Below are 16,924 nucleotides of genomic sequence, written 5' to 3' on the forward strand. Positions count from 1 at the left end.
AAAAAGGAGGAAGGCGGATGAGCATTAAGTTCATAACCGGACGTTCGGGAGCCGGAAAAAGTGACTACTGTCTGAGTGAAATCGAAGCGAAACTTCAAAAGGAACCTGCAGGCCGCCCGATTGTATATCTGGTGCCGGATCAGATGACCTTCCAGCAGGAGTATGCGTTATTGAAGCGGGGGAATATCGACGGTGCGACGAGAGCTCATGTGCTCAGTTTTTCCCGTCTCGCCTGGAAAGTGTTTCAGGAAACCGGAGGTGCGACGAGATCTTATATAAGCTCTACGGGAGTACAGATGCTGCTCAGAAAAATCGTGGAGGAACGCACATCCGATTGGAATGTCTTCCAAAAGGCGATGGAGAAACAGGGATTTATTCATCAGTTGGAAGAAATGATTACCGAATTCAAAAGATATCGCGTGACTCCTGAGACGCTTGAATCCCAAATGGAGGCTATGGAAGGATATGTCCACCGGACCGCTGAAGAAAGGGCGCTGCAGGATAAACTGGAAGATCTTCATTATATCTACAGCCGTCTCACCCACTACATGGAAGGCGTCTACGTGGATGGGGAAGACCAGTTAAAACTGCTCGGAGAGAAAATCCCCCACTCTTCATTTCTTCAGGGTGCAGAAGTATACATAGACGGTTTCCACAGTTTCACTCCCCAGGAGTATGAGGTTCTGCGTGAACTCTTCCAGCATGCGGAACAGGTACAGGTCACACTGACACTCGACGAAGAAGACGGAGAGCCTGAAGATGTCGATCTTTTTGCGGAAACGAAAGAAACCTGTGCCATTCTAAGAGAGCTGGCTGAAGAAGGGGGCGTGGAAGTGGAGGAGACGCTGACCCTTTCGAATGAAGAGGGTCGTTTTCTTGATCGTAAAGCATTTCAGCACCTGGAGAACAACTTTGAAGAACGTCCTGCCCCTCCTTTCGAAGGAGACGTGCCGATCGGTATTTATGAAGCTGTCCACCCCAGGGCGGAAGTGGAAGGAGCTGCTCAGGAAATCCTCCGGCTCGTCCGGGAAGACGGGTACAGGTACCGCGATATAGCGATTCTCATGCGTGATGCCGGTATGTATCACAGTTTAATCGAAACGATTTTTACCGATTATGGTATACCGGTCTTTCTTGATGAAAAGCGGACGATGCTGAACCACCCGCTCCTGGAACTGATACGTTCCGCACTTGATGTCGTAGAGGGGGGATGGCGCTATGATGCGGTATTCCGGCTGTTGAAAACCGGTTTTATCCCTTCCGGCGATAAGAAACATCCTCTTAACGAAGAAGCCATTGATGAGTTGGAAAATTACGTTCTTGAATATGGTATCCGTTCGAGAGATCAATGGAGGTCGGCGGAGCCATGGAAATATCAGCGGTTTCGGGGCTTTGAACAGGCGGCACAGACGGATGAGGAGAAGCAGAAACAGGATCGCATTAACGCATACCGTCATCAGGTGACAGAAGCCCTCGGAAATCTGGATGACGACCTCCGGGGCAGGAAGTCCAATGAAAAGAGGGCTACCGCTCTTTTTGAGTGGCTGGACAGAATGGATGTTCCGGGCACGCTTGAAATATGGAGAAGTTTCTATGATGAAAACGGAGAAGTGGAGAAAGGAAGGGAGCAGGAACAGGTATGGGACAGTCTGCTTCAACTTCTCGACGAAATGGTGGAGATGATAGGGGAAGAAACTATGTCTCTTCAGGTGTTCCGTCAGGCATTCGAAAGTGGTCTCGATGCCCTTACTTTCGCTCACGTACCTCCAAGTATGGATCATATCATTGTCGGAAGCGTGGATCGTTCCAGGTTAAACGGAATAAAAGCCGGATTTCTTCTCGGAGTCAACGAAGGAACGTGGCCGATGAAACCGGCCGGAGACGGAATGATTTCTGAGGAAGACCGGGAACTTCTGTCCCGGCATGGAGTGGAATTAGCGGCCGGTAGTCGCGAAAGGCTGCTTTATGACCGTTTCTACATGTATCTTGCAGCAACGATGCCGAGCGGGAAATTATGGGTGAGTTATCCGCTGAGTGATGAGGAAGGTAAAGCGAAGGCGGCTTCTCCCATGATCACCCGCATCGAAGAACTGTTTCCGGCCTGCAGGGAACATGTGCTTCTTCAGGATCCGGATGATCTGGAAGAAGCCGAACGTTTTATCACTACGCCGGTCAAGACGCGATCGGCTCTCACCGCCCAGCTGGCCCGTTATATTAAAGGATACCGGATCCAGGATGCCTGGTGGGGCGTGTTAAACTGGTATATTCAGGCGGAAACGAAAGAGAGCACGACGCGAAGAGTGCTTCACAGTCTGTTTTATAAAAATGAACCCGTTCAACTCCAGCAGGACACAGCCCGCCGCATGCATAAGAAACAGGTGAAAACGAGTGTTTCCGCCCTGGAATCTTACTACAGCTGCGGATTTCAGCACTTTGCCGGTAAAGGGCTGAATCTGGAGGAACGACGGACGTATAAATTGGACGCTCCCGATATAGGCCAGTTGTTCCATGAGGCTCTTCGGCAGATAACCGACTGGATCGGAAAAGAAGGGAAGCAGTTTTCGGAACTGGATCGTTCTTCTGCCGAACAGTATGCGCGCCGTGCCACACAGGAACTTGCACCGGTTCTGCAGCATCAGGTGCTCAGAAGTTCGAATCGATACAGATATATTCAGGAAAAGTTGAGTAAAGTGATCGCCCAGGCAACATATATCCTCGGAGAACAGGCGAGACGGACGAATTTTGCTCCTGTCGGTCTTGAACTCGGTTTCGGGGAAGTGAAAGATGCAGCCCTTCCGGCTATGAGTCTGGATCTTCCAAACGGCTTCGAACTCATGCTCAGAGGAAGGATCGACCGGGTGGATCAGGCTGTTGATAATGAAGAGATGTTCCTGAGAATCATTGACTACAAGTCAAGTGCAAGAGGTCTGAATCTTTCCGATGTATATTACGGTCTTTCGCTGCAGATGCTTATTTATCTCGAAGTTATATTACAGAATGCGAAAGAGTGGCTCGGAATGGAGGCGACTCCTGCAGGTGTACTGTATTTCCACGTCCACAACCCGATGATTACAGGAAAGAAAGTGCTGAACGATGAAGAACTGGAACGGGAAATCGTGAAAAGTTTCAAAATGCAGGGGCTGCTTCTGGAAGATGAAGCCGCTGTCCGCATGATGGATACAGAGACGGATAAAGGTTACAGCCCGGTGGTTCCGGCAGGATTAAAGGAAAAAGGCGGTTTTTATTCCAATTCCAAAGTGGCGGACAGGGAAAGGTTCGAAGCGCTGGACGGTTACGTTCGTAAACTGATGACGCAGGCGGGGATGGATATTACGGAAGGCAATATTCCGCTTAATCCATATCAGAAGAAACAGGAAACGGCATGTCAGTTCTGTTCCTTCCGTTCCGTCTGTCAGTTCGACCCGACTCTTGCGGAGAACCAGTACCGGAAGCTGGCCGATATGAAAGACAGTAAAGTCTGGGAGAAATTGAAGGAAAAGGGGGAAGTCGATGGTTAGCTGGACAAAAGAACAGGAAGAGGCGATTTATAATTCCGGCCATGATATTCTCGTCTCGGCAGCGGCAGGATCGGGAAAAACAGCGGTTCTTGTAGAAAGGATCATTCAAAAGGTGATCGCCAGGCAGAACCCGGTGGATATCCACTCCCTTCTCGTAGTAACCTTCACGAACGCAGCAGCTCAGGAAATGAGGAACAGGGTGACGGAGGCGCTCGACAAAGCTCTTGAACAGTCGCCGGATTCTATCCACCTGAAAAAACAGCTCTCCCTTGTGCAGAGTGCGTCCATTTCGACACTTCATTCCTTCTGTATGGAAGTGATAAGGAAACATGCGTATCTTCTGGATATCGATCCGGCCTTCAGAATTGCGGATTCCGTAGAAGCGGATTTAATGAAGCAGGAAGTGCTGGAAGATCTTCTGGAAGACTGGTATGGACGAGAAGGCGAGGAGCGAACCCGGTTTTTTGACCTGGTGGACCGGTTCTCTGGGGACCGTCATGACCTGGACGTGGAGTCGCTTATTCTTCAGATGTACACCTTCTCGGAACAGCATCCGTGGCCGGAAAATTGGCTGGACCAGGTGGCAGAAATGTATAACGTTTCAGTGAATGAAGAGGTGGAAGATCTGCCCTGGTTTGTGCTGCTGAAAAGAGAAGTACACCATCAGCTTGAAGCTATGGAAAAAGAAGCAGAAGAATTCCTTGAACTTACCCGCAAGCCGGACGGCCCTTATACATACGGGGAAACGGCAGACAAGGATCTCGCTCTTGTACGTGAAGCGAAAGCCAGCCTCGCCACGTCCTGGCAGTCGCTTGAGAACTACGTGAAAGAAGCTAAATTTCCGTCACTGTCGAGAAAAAAATCAGACGTGACAGAGGATAAGAAAAATGAAGCGAAAGAAATACGGGAAAGATATAAGAAAAGATTCAAAAAGATTCAGGAAGAATGGTTTGCACGCCCCCTTGTGAGATATCTTGAAGAGATGGGGGAATTGTATCCGGTCATCGTTCAGCTGGGAGTTGTAGTGAAAGATTTTAAACAGCGCTACCAGGAAGCGAAGAAAGAAAAAGGGGTAGTCGATTTCTCCGACCTGGAGCATTATGCACTGAATATTTTACGGGATGAAAGTTCACAGCCGGAACATCTCGTACCTTCGCAGGTGGCGAAAAATTATCAGCGCCAGTTTACGGAAGTACTCGTAGATGAGTACCAGGACACGAATCTGGTACAGGAGACGCTCCTTAAACTATTGACTGCCGATGACGGGGCGGGAGATTTGTTTATGGTGGGGGATGTGAAACAGAGTATATACCGCTTCCGGCACGCGGAACCTTCCCTGTTTCTCCAGAAGTACAGCCGTTTCCAGCAGAAAGAAGAAGACGGAGAGAGAATAGATCTGGCCAAAAATTTCCGCAGCCGGACCCAGGTGCTCGATGCAACGAACTATCTATTCCGTCAAATTCTCGACGAAGAGGTCGGGGAGATGGAGTATGAGAAAGAAGCCGAACTTATTTACGGGAACACCTCCTACGACGAATGGTTCAAAGAAGACACGAGCACGGAACTTCTGTTAATTGACCGGGAAGAAGCAGAAGAGGAGCAGGAGGACATGGAAGAAGATTACCGTGATCTGGAAAAGGCACAGCTGGAAGCCCGGGCTTACGCAGGGAAAATCAGAAAGTGGCTCGGGTATGATGGCAACGAGCCGATGCAGGTAATGGATAAAGAAACAGGTATGCCGAGACCTCTTAAATTCAGGGATATAGTATTTCTCCAACGTTCCATGACGTGGGCGCCGGTTATAATGGATGAACTTAAACAGCAGGGGATTCCGGTCTACGCAGAACTTTCCACCGGGTATTTCGAAGCGATTGAAATCCGGGTAATGATCAGCCTGTTGAAGATCATTGATAATCCGAAACAGGATATTCCGCTGGCTTCGGTACTCAGGTCTCCGATTGTCGGGTTGGATGAGGACGAGCTTGCACGCATCCGTCTGGAAGACAAGCGGACAAATTATTATGAAGCTGTTAAATTATATACCGCCAAAGAAACGGATTCGTTAAGCGGAAAACTGGACCGTTTTCTGATCATGCTCCACGATTTCCGGGAGCGGGCGCGACAGGGAGCCCTGTCTGAACTGATCTGGTACATTTACCGTGAGACCGGTTACTATGATTTTACAGGAGGTATGCCTGGAGGACGTCAGCGTCAGGCAAATCTCCGGGCACTTTATGACCGTGCCCGCTCCTATGAGACTACATCTTTCCGCGGACTGTTCCGTTTCCTTCGTTTCATTGAAAGAATGGAAGAAAGGGGAGACGATCTTGGGGCGGCCCGGGCTCTTGGAGAGCAGGAAGATGTCGTGCGGATTATGACGATCCACAAAAGTAAGGGACTGGAATTTCCGGTGGTCATTCTCGGAGGTATTGATAAGCAATTCAATATGAAAGATCTTAATTCCCGGTATTTACTCCACAAAGATCTCGGCTTCGGATCGAAATACATCGACCCCGAAAAAAGGCTCACTTACCCGACGATCGCTTATCACGCTTTGCGCGAAAAGAAAAAAAGAGAGATGCTCGCCGAAGAAATGCGGGTGCTCTATGTGGCTCTTACGAGGGCTAAGGAAAAACTGGTGCTTGTAGGAAACGTCGCTTCTTTTCAGGCAAAACAGGAGGAATGGAAGCGTTTTGCCCGCTATGAACCATGGACACTGCCGGCAGCTGACAGACTAAGCGCGAAATCGTACCTGGACTGGATCGGTCCTTCTCTTGTCCGACATCAGCAGGCCCAAATTCTTACGGCCGGGGAAGTGGAAGTGGCAACTTCTTCCGCTATTCACAAGGATGAATCACAGTGGTCTGTCGGAGTCATCCACGGCAGAGAATTAACCGGTACAGAAAAGGAAAGAGAACATCGGGATGATACAGTGAAAGAATCCGTTTTTAAGTGGTCTCCCGTTGATCACGAAATAGAACCGTTTGTTGAGAAAAGACTGGGCTATCGCTATCCTCATGAACAGGCAGCGAGGCGACGCGCCAAACAGACGGTGACGGAAATCAAGAGGAAACAGGAAGTGGATGAATATGCCGACACGACTCTTGCTCTTCCTTACCGGCCTCCGATGAGAAAGAGACCTAAATTTATGCAGCAGGAAAAAGCGCTCACTGCCGCCGAGCGGGGGACAGCTATGCACACCGTGATGCAGCACATTCCTCTAAAACCTCATACCCCCCGGGAAGTGGAAGAATTCACTGAAAAACTTATTACCCGGGAAATAATAACACGTCAGGAAGCGGACGCAATCGATGCCGAGGCCATTTCCCGTTTTTTTGATACAGAAACGGGTGAGACAGTAATTTCCGAACCGGGAGTGGAACGTGAAGCAGCTTTCAACTATATGCTTCCTGCAAAAGAAGTATATAGCGACTGGAAGGAAGACGATAACGACCGGGTATTTATCCAGGGGATTGTGGATCTTCTCATCCCTTATAAAGATGGATATATTCTGCTTGACTACAAAACAGACAGTCTGAGCGGAAAGGAAACGGATGAAGAGCTTTCTTCCCGTTACCGCACCCAGCTCTCCCTTTATACAAAAGCGATTGAGGATATAAGAAAAAAGAAAGTGTACAAAAGCATACTTTACTTTTTCGATGCAGCAAAAGTTGTGGAGGTGAAAGGGGATTGAAGTGATGGAGGAGATTTGTGAGTTGTGCTGGCGCTTCCCGGTGAAAACAACAGAACACCATCTTACCCCTAAACAGTACGGAGGCGTACACGGGCCGACGGTTCAATTATGTACGGCCTGCCATCGTCAGATTCATGCACTTTTCTCCAACCGGGAACTGGCCCGGTTCTACAACCGGATTGAACGACTCCAGGACCACCCTGATATGAAAAAGTATGTGAAATGGGTGCAGAAGCAGGATCCGGCTAAAAGAGTCACTACGAAAAAAGCCAATAGAAGGAAGTAAGGGGGGAGGACTATGCCGAAGGGAGGCCCAATAGTAGAGAAGGAGCGTCTGGAATGGGTGGATGTCGCCAGAGGCTTCGCGATATTCGGTATTTTTATGGTGAACGCTCCGGCGTTTAACGCCCCTTTTTTTCTATATGGAGGAGGAGAGGAGTATTTTTCTTCAGAAATGAGCGGAATGATTCGGGCGATCATTGATATCTTCTTCCAGGCAAGTTTTTACACGCTCTTTGCTCTTATGTTCGGGTTTGGCCTGCAAATGATGAAAGACCGACTGGTGGCAAAAGGCGTAAGTTACGAACCCGTTTTACAGCGAAGGATGTTTATTCTTTTTCTTTTCGGAATCGTACATGCTTTCCTTATATGGCACGGAGACATACTGCTCACCTATAGCATTCTCGGGATGATTCTTCTGCTATTTATGAAAGGGAAGAACCGGACGCTGCTTCGTTCCGCTTTCGGAATGCTGGCTGCCGTAACGTTACCATTCACTTTACTGCTTTATGCAGCCAGAGATTTCAATGCGGCTGTGATGAACAGGGAAGCTATACAGGCGGCAATGACGAGTTATGGTGAAGGGACGCTCGGGGAGATATGGGCGCAGAATTTGACGGACTGGTGGTATACGAACAGCCCGGGGAACTGGCCGTTTTTAATCATGAGCATGCTTCCGATGATGCTGTTCGGTATGTACATCGCGAGAAAAAGGTGGCTTCATGAACCGGAGAACCATAGAAATGAAATGTGGAAGTGGTGGGTAGTGACCGGTGTATTGTTCCTCGTATTCAAGGTCGGACCTTACTTCTTCGGAAGGCCCATGTGGTTTGAACTGGCTCAGGACAACATCGGCGGGTCCGCCTCGGCTGTGTTCTACGTATTGTCTATTACTATGTTGTACAGAAATTCGGTCAGACGGGCGATACGGCCGTTTAGATGGGTAGGGAGGATGTCGCTTACGAACTATATATTGCAGTCGGTTGTAAGTTTCATCGCTTTTTACTCTGTCGGTTTCGGATTTTACGGGGAAGTGTCGCCGCTGCAGAGTACCATTTTTGTGCTGATCGTCTTCTTGCTGCAGGTCGTCATAAGCAGATGGTGGCTGAAAAAATACCGGTATGGTCCGGTGGAATGGCTGTGGAGAAGAGGAACGTACAAAACTGATATATAAACACTTTCGAAAGAAAAAAGCGGCTTCTGTCCTGGACAGAAGCCGCTTTCATGTTTTTGTGATATTAAACGCTCAGAACCTCTTTGATATGAGAGATGGCCCAGTTCAGATCTTCTTCGGAAATGATCAGAGGCGGAGCGAAACGTATGACGTTTTCGTGCGTTTCTTTACAGAGAAGTCCTTTTTCTTTCAGTTCTTCACAGTATTTACGCGCAGGTTCGGTAAGTTCCACACCGATGAAGAGCCCTTTTCCACGCACTTCTTTTATAATGGAACTGTCGATGGATTTTAACTCTTCCATCATATGATTGCCGAGTCTGAGAGAGCGGTCGGCCAGATTTTCGTCTTCGATCACCTGGAGAGAAGCGAGAGATACAGCTGATGCAAGCGGGTTGCCTCCGAACGTGGACCCGTGGGAACCCGGATTGAATACTCCGAGAATATCCTTGTTGGATACTACACAGGAAATAGGGAATACACCGCCGCCGAGGGCTTTACCGAGAATAAGCATATCCGGATTTACATCTTCCCAGTCGCACGCAAACATCTTTCCGGTTCTCGCAAGGCCGGCCTGAATTTCGTCTGCGATAAACAGAACATTTTCCTCATTGCAAAGATCGGAAGCTTCTTTCAGAAAACCTTCCGGTGGCATAACGATCCCTGCTTCTCCCTGGATGGGTTCAAGAAGGAAAGCCGCTGTATTATCTGTAATCGCTTCCCGAAGAGCGTCGATGTCACCGTAAGGGACTAATTTGATGCCCGGGAGAGTAGGACCGAAGCCGCGTTTGTTATCCTCGTCCGAGGAGAGGGAAACAGCAGCCATCGTCCGTCCGTGGAAGTTACCTGTGCAGGCGATGATCTCCGCATTGTCTTCTTCCACACCTTTTACATCGTAAGCCCAGCGGCGGGCTGCTTTAAGAGCGGTCTCTACGGCTTCAGCTCCTGTGTTCATAGGAAGAGCCATTTCTTTATTAGTGATTTTACAGATCTTTTCATACCAGGGTCCGAGCTGGTCGTTATGAAAAGCACGGGATGTAAGAGTCACCCGGTCGGCCTGGTCTTTCAACGCCTGAATGATTTTAGGGTGGCGATGCCCCTGGTTAACGGCCGAGTAGGCACTAAGCATATCCATATAACGGTTACCTTCCGGATCTGTTACCCATACTCCTTCTGCTTCCGAGATGACTACAGGGAGCGGGTGATAGTTTTTGGCACCATATTCTTGGGTCTGATCAATGATTTGTTGACTGTTACGAGACATACAGGACCTCCTTTGAATCTTTATAACAATACTTTTCCATTATAACAGGTTTTTCTACTGATTTCTCCAGCCATTTTTCATTGGGAATCGGGAGGGAGAAGTGATACGATAAGAAGAGAAAGGAGGATGATGAAATGACGCATCTACATATTTTTTCATGGGTGCTGGCTTTAGCACTTCTTGCGCTGGTGTCAACGTTTTTAAATTCGGGAAATTTAAAGCCTGCCAAGATTTCTCACATGATTCTACGCTTAGACTATTTACTGATTCTTTATTCCGGAGGAGATCTTTTCGCTTCTTACTCCAGCTACGGTCCGGCAGTTATCATTAAACTCCTGGTCGGAATCTGGGTGATCGCCTCCATAGAGATGGTGGCTGTCAAAAAGAAAAAAGGTCAAAAAGTTACGAGCTGGTGGACACAGCTCACCATTTCCGTGCTATTGGCACTTTTCCTCGGTTTCGTAATGCTGCCGATGGGCATATTGCCATAATCGTAAATTTAATAAAAAAAGGAGTGGTCCGGACCAGCGGATCACTCCTTTTTTTATTGTGATAAGGGGGTTAGGCACGGGGGAGTGCCTGCTACTATGTTCAAGGTTATGGCGAGGAATCACCCTCACTTGTAATGATAATCATTCTCATTTATAAAGTCAATAAATTTTTTGAAAATATTTATAGCGGATAGAAGTGAATTACTGCAATAAGTGGAGGAACTCGAGACATCGAAAAGAGCTGTGAAGAAAGTGTGGACGATTTATACTCTTTTCAATCTGAGAGAGTATTTATGTAAAGATAATAGTTGACGGTAAAGGTACTGGGAGGATAACCTTTAATAATGATTGAAAATTTGAGGGGGTAGGACAGATGAGAAGAATGACAGGTCTTATGCTCATTCTTTCGTCTCTTCTTTTTTGGGTACTTCCCACACCGGCCACGGCAGAAGAAGGAGAGAAATGGAAAGGTGAAAGTATTTATTACATAACGGTGGACCGTTTCATGAACGGGAAGACCGCTAACGATAAGAACCTTGAGACCGGCAAAGAAAACGGGTATCACGGTGGCGACCTCCAGGGCGTCACAGAGAAACTGGACTATATCAAGGATCTCGGATTTACGACAATCTGGTTATCGCCGCTGATGAGTTCGTCGGACTTTGAAGGGTACGAGGTGAAGGACTACAAAAAAGTGGATGAACACTTAGGTACAATGAAAGAAGTCCGGACTCTTACCGAAGAAGCCCACGATCGAGATATGAAAGTGATTATGGATATGCCACTGATGGGCATCGACGAAGACCATCCATGGGTGGAAAAAGGTTTTACGGAACGCTCCGGAAACGGGGAAGTCAAGGTGAAGGAAACCGGCGGGGATGTACAAAAAGAAATAAGTTCCATTCTTTCGTACTGGAAAGAAGAAGCGGGTCTGGACGGCTTCGGTTTTCCGGAAGTGGAAGAGGCCAGCCCGGACTTTTGGCAAAAAACTTTAAGCGATGTTACGGATATGGTACTGATCGGTAAGGGAGAAGATTCTTCCTACAGCAAAGCAGGTTTTGACATATGGTATGATGAATCGTATCAGGAAGCGATTTCCGAAAGCTTTTCAGGAACAGGTAACATAGAACTGCCGGCTCCGGCGAAAGAGGGGACCACCGCCAGTGCTGTTGATTTTCATGATACGAGACGTTTCACGACGTTATCTCAGGAGGCTGGTTTTAACCCGGTGACGAGATGGAAACTGGCTCTGACCCAACTGTATACCGATCACGATGTAGCCGTAGTACAGTATGGAACAGCGATCCCTATGGGGGAAAAGCCGGGAATCGGGAATTTACCGATGATGAACTTTGGTGGAACAGACGAAGAAGTAACCAGAAGGATAAATAAGTTGAACGCGATGCAAAATGAGTTCCCGTCGTTTGCGAAAGGTGAAGTTCAGAAAGTGTATAACGAAGGCGGTATGGAAGTGTTTAAAATCGACGGGGAGAAAACAATGCTTGTAGCCGTAAACAATTCGGAGGAAACGAAAAGCGGCATTGTAACTTCGCTCGGAGACAATAAACAGTTACGCGGTCTTATGCATGACGGTTTTCTCAGACAGTCAGATGATGGGAAGTACCGGGTGGTGCTGGAGCGTGAGACCGCCGACGTGTTCGTCGTGGAAGATTCGGCAGGGATCAACTGGTTATTCGTCGGTTTTGTCGTAAGCGTAATGGCTATTTTCGTCATCTTTGTTATAATGACAATGGTAAAAAACAGAAAACAAAAAATCAACGGACACTGAGCGTCGTGTTCGTTGATTTTTTTGACCTTTTGCTCTGTAAATGAGGGGTTTTTACCTGTACTCTTCATTTATAAAGAAGAGTGCTATCGTTCCCGGGCCGGCGTGGGCTCCGATAGCTGCGCCCACCATATCTATGTGGATATCTGCAGGGGAGAATCTTTCTTCAATCATAGAGGCGAGCTGCTTCGCCCTCTCTTCGCTATCTCCGTGACTGATTGCGATTCGCTGGCGTTTCAGATCTTTTCCGCGCTCTTCCATCAGTTCAATCATGCGCTTAAATACTTTCTTCTGACCTCGGATTTTCTCAAGGGGCACCAGGTTCCCGTCGTCGACGTGCAGAAGGGGTTTGATTTTAAGAAGACTGCCGACGAAAGCTTCTGCTTTAGTTACCCGCCCACCACGCTGCAGGTATGCCAGGTCGTCTACTGTAAATAAATGTTCCATATGTTTGGAGTGGTAGGAAACGAGGGATATAAGTTCCCGTAGCGTCGCGTTCTTCCGACTCTCTTCCGCTGCTCTCAGCACGATGAGTCCGTACCCGAGAGAGGCGGCTTTCGTGTCGATTACTGCAAACTTGGCCTTCGGGTATTCTTCTTTCAGCTCCTGTTCCACTACTTTTGCCGACTGATAAGTCCCGGAGAGGGCGGAGGAAAAAGCGATGTATAGAAATGGCTGATCAGCGGCAATTTTTTCGGTGAAGAGTTCGCGGAAGTCCTGTGCCGTCACCTGTGACGTCTTCGGAGCCTCCCCGTTTCTCATTGCATCATACACTTCTTTGGGAGAAAGGTCCTGACCATCTTCATGCTCTTTGCCTTTAAGAAGAACTTTCAACGATACGCGATCCACTCCGTATTCGCTCAATGTAGCTTCTGAAAGGTCGCATGCAGAATCGCAGATGATTTGTACGCTCATTTTTTCACCTTCATTCTATTAGAGTGAGTTCTATGTTAAGTTTATGTCTAAGAAGTTATTTAGTCAAAGTATAGCATATGTTCATTTCAGTAATAATAATCTATAATTAAAAAGACAGGGGGAGCACCATGTTTACATTTGAAACGAAAAGGATCATCGTCGTTATTATAGGCGCGCTGTTTAACGCAGTCAGCCTGAACTTATTTCTCATAGAAGCTAATGTTTACGCAAGCGGTTTTACCGGTATGGCTCAGCTCTTGACGAGTATCATCCAGGATTTTCTGGACATCCATTTTATCAGCACCGGAATCATATTATTTATTCTGAACATACCTGTTGCGATACTCGGATGGCTGAAAGTAGGAAAAGGGTTTACTGTGTACAGCGCAATATCAGTGGCTTTTACGACATTTTTCCTGGAAGTTATACCTCTTTTGCAATTGTCGGAGGACATTATACTTAACGCTGTGTTCGGTGGCGTGCTCGGGGGTGTCGGTGTAGGTATCACCCTTAAATGGGGGGCGTCCACCGGAGGACTTGATATTATCGCTATGGTCCTCTCCCGCATGAAAGACCGGCCGATCGGCACTTATTTCCTTATAATCAACAGTGCTATCATCGCCGTTGCCGGCCTGATTTATGAACCGGAAAACGCTTTATATACTTTGCTGACTCTGTACGTTACGACGCGGGTGATTGATGCAATACATACCCGTCATGAAAAACTGACAGCGATGATTATTACTTCGAAGGCAGAAGATATGGAAGAGGCGATCCACGCGCAGGTGGTCCGGGGGATTACTACGTTACCGGCAAGAGGGGCTTTCACCGGCGAGGACAAGAATATGCTGATAATGGTTATTTCCCGCTACGAGCTTTACGATCTTCAACATATTATTCACGATGTCGATGACCGGGCGTTCACCAATATTGTCCAGACCACCGGTGTCTTCGGCTTCTTCCGAAAAGAATGAAAATAAGGTACATTAGTAAAGTAGTATAACAGTCCTTTAAGGGGGAAATGAAATGAAAAAATGGTGGATGGCAATTCTGATTACGGGAGTTATTGGTCTTTCGGCGTGTGGAGCCGATGAAACGGGTAATACAGAAGAAAAGAAAAATGAAGAAGAGAGCGAACAGCAGAATAACGGAGAAAATGAAGAAAAGAAAAACGAGAAAGAAAGTGTACAGCAGAAGAACGAGGGAAATGAAGAAAAGAACACCAATGACGAGAGTAACGGGCAGGCACTGGCTGAACAGCTTGCAGTGAAAAGCAGTGCTGAAACTTCAGGGGAAAAAGCCGTCATTAGTTTTTCTTTGACGAACGAAGGTGAAGAAGCTATTGAAGCAGGGTTCCTGTCGGGACAGCAGTTCGATGTCCGCATAACGGATCAAAATGGTGAAAATGTGTACACATTTTCTGCTGATCGCTCTTTTACCCAGGCTAAAACATCCGAGAATATAAAAGCCGGACAAAAGCTTGAGAATGCAGTGGAATGGAAAGAAAACGTGACGCCAGGAGAATATGAAGCGACAGCGACATTTCTGGTTGATACGGTGAACGGTGAAAAAGTGAAGGGTATGGAGTTTACGTCCACTTCAGCTTTCACTATCGAGAAACAGGAGGAAAGTTCTTCCGAAGAGTCAGGAAATGCTGAGGGAGAAGGGTCTGAACAAGGTACAGAGGAAGAAGGGGACCCGGAATCATCCAAACCGTCGAGTTCTGTTGAAGGCAATGATGCTTTTCGTAATCTTGAACTGTCCGGGGAAAAAGGAAACTATACAGTGAGGGGGGAAGCCCGCGTTTTCGAAGGGGACTTCCTCTACAGAGTAGAAGACGGTCACAATGAACTGATTTCGGAAACGGCTGTTCAAGTGGATGCAGGGGCGCCGAACTGGTCGCAATTTGAACTCGCCATTTCCATCCCTGAATCTGATCTGCCGGATTCCGGAGCGCTTACGCTTATGATGTACGACAGAAATGCCAAGGACAGTGAGCCCGTGAACGTTAATTACGTACCTCTTGACCGGTTCGGGGGCGAATGAGCCCGGAAAGACGGATGAAATAAAAGAAGACTCTGAGACAGCCTTTCTGTCTCAGAGTTTTCTTAATAGCCGGCTTCTTTAACTGCAGCTTCCACTTTCGGAGTCAGCTGATCCCAGTCGGCATCCGGTTTTTTATTGACAGTAATGAAATTTTGGAAGCCGAATACGTTATCGACACCTTCGAGTTCCATCAGTGCATTCATAATCGGGAAATCGCTCGTCTGTCCCGGCATTACGGACACACTTCCATCCCCGGGGAAAATACGGGAATCCGTCGTGAATTTTCTGGCATTGGGATTCGGTGTTTCTTCTACAACTACGCCCACTATAAAAACCTCCTTGTAACCTTTATACTTATTTATTTTAGCAGAAAAAGGGCGGGAGCAAAACGAAGAAACAAAACATTCTATTCGCTGCGTAGAGGTGAACATATTGAAAAACAGACTTAAAGAAACGCTGGAAGAGATCAAGGAAAACGACTATACTCTTCCTGAACGCGTCAACCAGCAGGAAATAACGACAGTGATGCTCCAGAGTATGGGGGCGGTGGACCCTTATTTACGTTCGGAACTTATTCACGATATATTGTCCACTTTCATCCAAAGAGAAAAATACTCAGATCAGCAGCTTAGAAATATGCTTACATCTCTGATGAATAAAAATTATTTATTTTATAGAATCAATACGTCCAAACAGGAAGAAGACGCTGTATTCCGTCGCAGTTATTCAGTATTACTCATGTCCCCCATCCTCTCCCGACATTCGAATAACGCTTTCCTTTCCGAGGAAAATATACACCGGGTATGGGAAAATCTGAAAAAATACATGAAGCAGGAACAGGATCATCGCGGTTACGTGAAAGGGAAAGGCTGGGTGCACACGATGGCTCACGCCGGCAAAGCACTTAACAGCCTGTCCGCCTGTGATTGTATTACAGGGGAAGAAGTGAAAGGAATGCTGCCGATCATCCGTGAACAATTCCTTATAGACAGACCTTACCTGTTCGATGAAGAAGAACATATGGTTACTGCGATTATAACTATGTTCGATAAGATAGAAAAAGAAGAAAAGGTCGCGTGGCTTTGGACTTTCCTCTATGAACGGGAAAATTGGAAGGACCCGGAGGAGGATCTTATCATTAATAACGGTAAGCATCTGCTTCGCGCTCTTTACTTCCGGCTGATCGATGAAGAGGAAGAAGAAATTTGTGAGGTTTTACTTCAGATATTAAGGGAATTGAGAACTCAGGAGCATTACTGAAAGGAGGAGACGGAAATGATCAAAAAAATCGGAGCGTGGATCGGCACCATTGCAGGTGTGGCTCTCGGAAGTTTTCTTTACGGCATAGAGAAGATTTTTGGTCTTTCCGTCTATACCCTTCTGATGAACGTGGATTTTATTCCGGGGGTCCGTCATGCGATGGGTCACCCTGCGCTTGAGTGGCTGCTTCATCTATCTGTCTCTTTGAGCATAGGTTTTATTTTCGTTTATATAGTTGAAAAGAGAAACGCATGGGACTCGACATTCCGTTTCATACTCTCCGGGCTGCTGTCCGCAGGAGCAGCAATTACGTATGTTCCGCTGACTCTTCTTGCGGTACAGGAAACACCTTCACTTCGGGACGGGAAGGCAATTTCCTTCTGGCTCGCCGGACATGCTGTATTCGGACTGGTCCTGTCCGGCAGTTATGATGTACTGAAATGGAAAGACCGCCCTGCTGCTGTCTGAGAGAGAAAAAAGAGGAGGAGTAAGCTTACAGT

At 47.4% G+C, this 16,924-nt stretch carries 13 protein-coding genes; 10 read left to right on the forward strand and 3 right to left on the reverse strand.

All coding sequences use genetic code 11. From position 1 onward, the window contains the following. Positions 1 to 17 precede the first annotated feature (17 nt). Genes addB through CKW00_RS04935 form a run of 4 tightly spaced genes read left to right on the forward strand, consistent with a single transcriptional unit; the run spans position 18 to position 8,665 of the window. Positions 18 to 3,518, forward strand: coding sequence for a helicase-exonuclease AddAB subunit AddB (gene addB / locus CKW00_RS04920; RefSeq protein ID WP_095821648.1), 3,501 nt, complete (start codon positions 18 to 20; stop codon positions 3,516 to 3,518). Continuing rightward, positions 3,511 to 7,212, forward strand: a complete 3,702-nt coding sequence (gene addA / locus CKW00_RS04925; RefSeq protein WP_095821649.1) for a helicase-exonuclease AddAB subunit AddA — start codon at positions 3,511 to 3,513, stop codon at positions 7,210 to 7,212. Before addB ends, addA begins: the two co-directional genes overlap by 8 nt. Positions 7,213 to 7,216: 4 nt before the next feature. Beyond that, the gene (locus tag CKW00_RS04930) at positions 7,217 to 7,498 is read left to right on the forward strand and encodes a hypothetical protein (RefSeq protein ID WP_040609357.1); all 282 of its coding nucleotides are present in this window, start codon (positions 7,217 to 7,219) and stop codon (positions 7,496 to 7,498) included. A 12-nt stretch (positions 7,499 to 7,510) separates the two neighbouring features. Then, positions 7,511 to 8,665: a DUF418 domain-containing protein gene (locus CKW00_RS04935; protein WP_095821650.1), complete on the forward strand. Its 1,155-nt coding sequence runs from the start codon at positions 7,511 to 7,513 to the stop codon at positions 8,663 to 8,665. Positions 8,666 to 8,729: 64 nt separating this feature from the next. Here the strand turns inward: CKW00_RS04935 and CKW00_RS04940 are convergent, their stop codons facing one another. Continuing rightward, positions 8,730 to 9,926, reverse strand: a complete 1,197-nt coding sequence (locus CKW00_RS04940; RefSeq protein ID WP_095821651.1) for an ornithine--oxo-acid transaminase — start codon at positions 9,924 to 9,926, stop codon at positions 8,730 to 8,732. A 134-nt stretch (positions 9,927 to 10,060) separates the two neighbouring features. Here CKW00_RS04940 and CKW00_RS04945 point away from each other — a divergent pair, with 134 nt between their 5' ends. Both CKW00_RS04945 and CKW00_RS04950 read left to right on the forward strand, forming a co-directional pair. After that, a complete protein-coding gene (locus CKW00_RS04945) occupies positions 10,061 to 10,417 on the forward strand; it encodes a YisL family protein (protein ID WP_095821652.1) in 357 nt (118 codons plus the stop codon). 373 nt (positions 10,418 to 10,790) lie between these two features. After that, positions 10,791 to 12,206 (forward strand): alpha-amylase family glycosyl hydrolase, encoded by a 1,416-nt coding sequence (locus CKW00_RS04950; protein WP_095821653.1) that lies wholly within the window; start codon positions 10,791 to 10,793, stop codon positions 12,204 to 12,206. Between the two features lie 51 nt (positions 12,207 to 12,257). Here CKW00_RS04950 and CKW00_RS04955 read toward each other — a convergent pair whose 3' ends face one another. Further along, on the reverse strand, positions 12,258 to 13,118 hold the full coding sequence (locus tag CKW00_RS04955; RefSeq protein ID WP_095821654.1) for a DegV family protein: 861 nt from the start codon (positions 13,116 to 13,118) through the stop codon (positions 12,258 to 12,260). Between the two features lie 128 nt (positions 13,119 to 13,246). Here CKW00_RS04955 and CKW00_RS04960 point away from each other — a divergent pair, with 128 nt between their 5' ends. Next, positions 13,247 to 14,092, forward strand: coding sequence for a YitT family protein (locus CKW00_RS04960; RefSeq protein WP_095821655.1), 846 nt, complete (start codon positions 13,247 to 13,249; stop codon positions 14,090 to 14,092). 52 nt (positions 14,093 to 14,144) lie between these two features. After that, entirely contained in the window at positions 14,145 to 15,164 is a 1,020-nt protein-coding gene (locus CKW00_RS04965) for a BsuPI-related putative proteinase inhibitor (RefSeq protein ID WP_095821656.1), read from the forward strand. A gap of 62 nt (positions 15,165 to 15,226) precedes the next feature. On the opposite strand, the gene CKW00_RS04970 is transcribed toward CKW00_RS04965, so the two are convergent. Next, positions 15,227 to 15,490 carry a NifU N-terminal domain-containing protein gene (locus CKW00_RS04970; protein ID WP_076569138.1) on the reverse strand — a complete coding sequence of 88 codons (264 nt, stop codon included), beginning with the start codon at positions 15,488 to 15,490 and terminating at the stop codon, positions 15,227 to 15,229. Positions 15,491 to 15,587: 97 nt separating this feature from the next. On the opposite strand from CKW00_RS04970, the gene CKW00_RS04975 reads away from it, so the two are divergent. Then, on the forward strand, positions 15,588 to 16,424 hold the full coding sequence (locus tag CKW00_RS04975) for a DUF2785 domain-containing protein (RefSeq protein WP_233129719.1): 837 nt from the start codon (positions 15,588 to 15,590) through the stop codon (positions 16,422 to 16,424). Between the two features lie 15 nt (positions 16,425 to 16,439). Beyond that, positions 16,440 to 16,892, forward strand: coding sequence for a hypothetical protein (locus CKW00_RS04980; protein WP_233129720.1), 453 nt, complete (start codon positions 16,440 to 16,442; stop codon positions 16,890 to 16,892). Positions 16,893 to 16,924: the final 32 nt, after the last annotated feature.

The sequence above is a fragment of the Salimicrobium humidisoli genome (assembly GCF_002295105.1).
Classification (GTDB): Bacteria; Bacillota; Bacilli; order Bacillales; family Halobacillaceae; genus Salimicrobium; species Salimicrobium humidisoli.

What these genes read in the sequence shown, in the direction of transcription:
- addB (WP_095821648.1), top strand. Translation starts at nt 18, where the DNA reads ATGAGCATTAAGTTCATAACCGGACGTTCGGGAGCCGGAAAAAGTGAC.
- addA (WP_095821649.1), top strand. Translation starts at nt 3,511, where the DNA reads ATGGTTAGCTGGACAAAAGAACAGGAAGAGGCGATTTATAATTCCGGC.
- CKW00_RS04930 (WP_040609357.1), top strand. Translation starts at nt 7,217, where the DNA reads ATGGAGGAGATTTGTGAGTTGTGCTGGCGCTTCCCGGTGAAAACAACA.
- CKW00_RS04935 (WP_095821650.1), top strand. Translation starts at nt 7,511, where the DNA reads ATGCCGAAGGGAGGCCCAATAGTAGAGAAGGAGCGTCTGGAATGGGTG.
- CKW00_RS04940 (WP_095821651.1), bottom strand. Translation starts at nt 9,926, where the DNA reads ATGTCTCGTAACAGTCAACAAATCATTGATCAGACCCAAGAATATGGT.
- CKW00_RS04945 (WP_095821652.1), top strand. Translation starts at nt 10,061, where the DNA reads ATGACGCATCTACATATTTTTTCATGGGTGCTGGCTTTAGCACTTCTT.
- CKW00_RS04950 (WP_095821653.1), top strand. Translation starts at nt 10,791, where the DNA reads ATGAGAAGAATGACAGGTCTTATGCTCATTCTTTCGTCTCTTCTTTTT.
- CKW00_RS04955 (WP_095821654.1), bottom strand. Translation starts at nt 13,118, where the DNA reads ATGAGCGTACAAATCATCTGCGATTCTGCATGCGACCTTTCAGAAGCT.
- CKW00_RS04960 (WP_095821655.1), top strand. Translation starts at nt 13,247, where the DNA reads ATGTTTACATTTGAAACGAAAAGGATCATCGTCGTTATTATAGGCGCG.
- CKW00_RS04965 (WP_095821656.1), top strand. Translation starts at nt 14,145, where the DNA reads ATGAAAAAATGGTGGATGGCAATTCTGATTACGGGAGTTATTGGTCTT.
- CKW00_RS04980 (WP_233129720.1), top strand. Translation starts at nt 16,440, where the DNA reads ATGATCAAAAAAATCGGAGCGTGGATCGGCACCATTGCAGGTGTGGCT.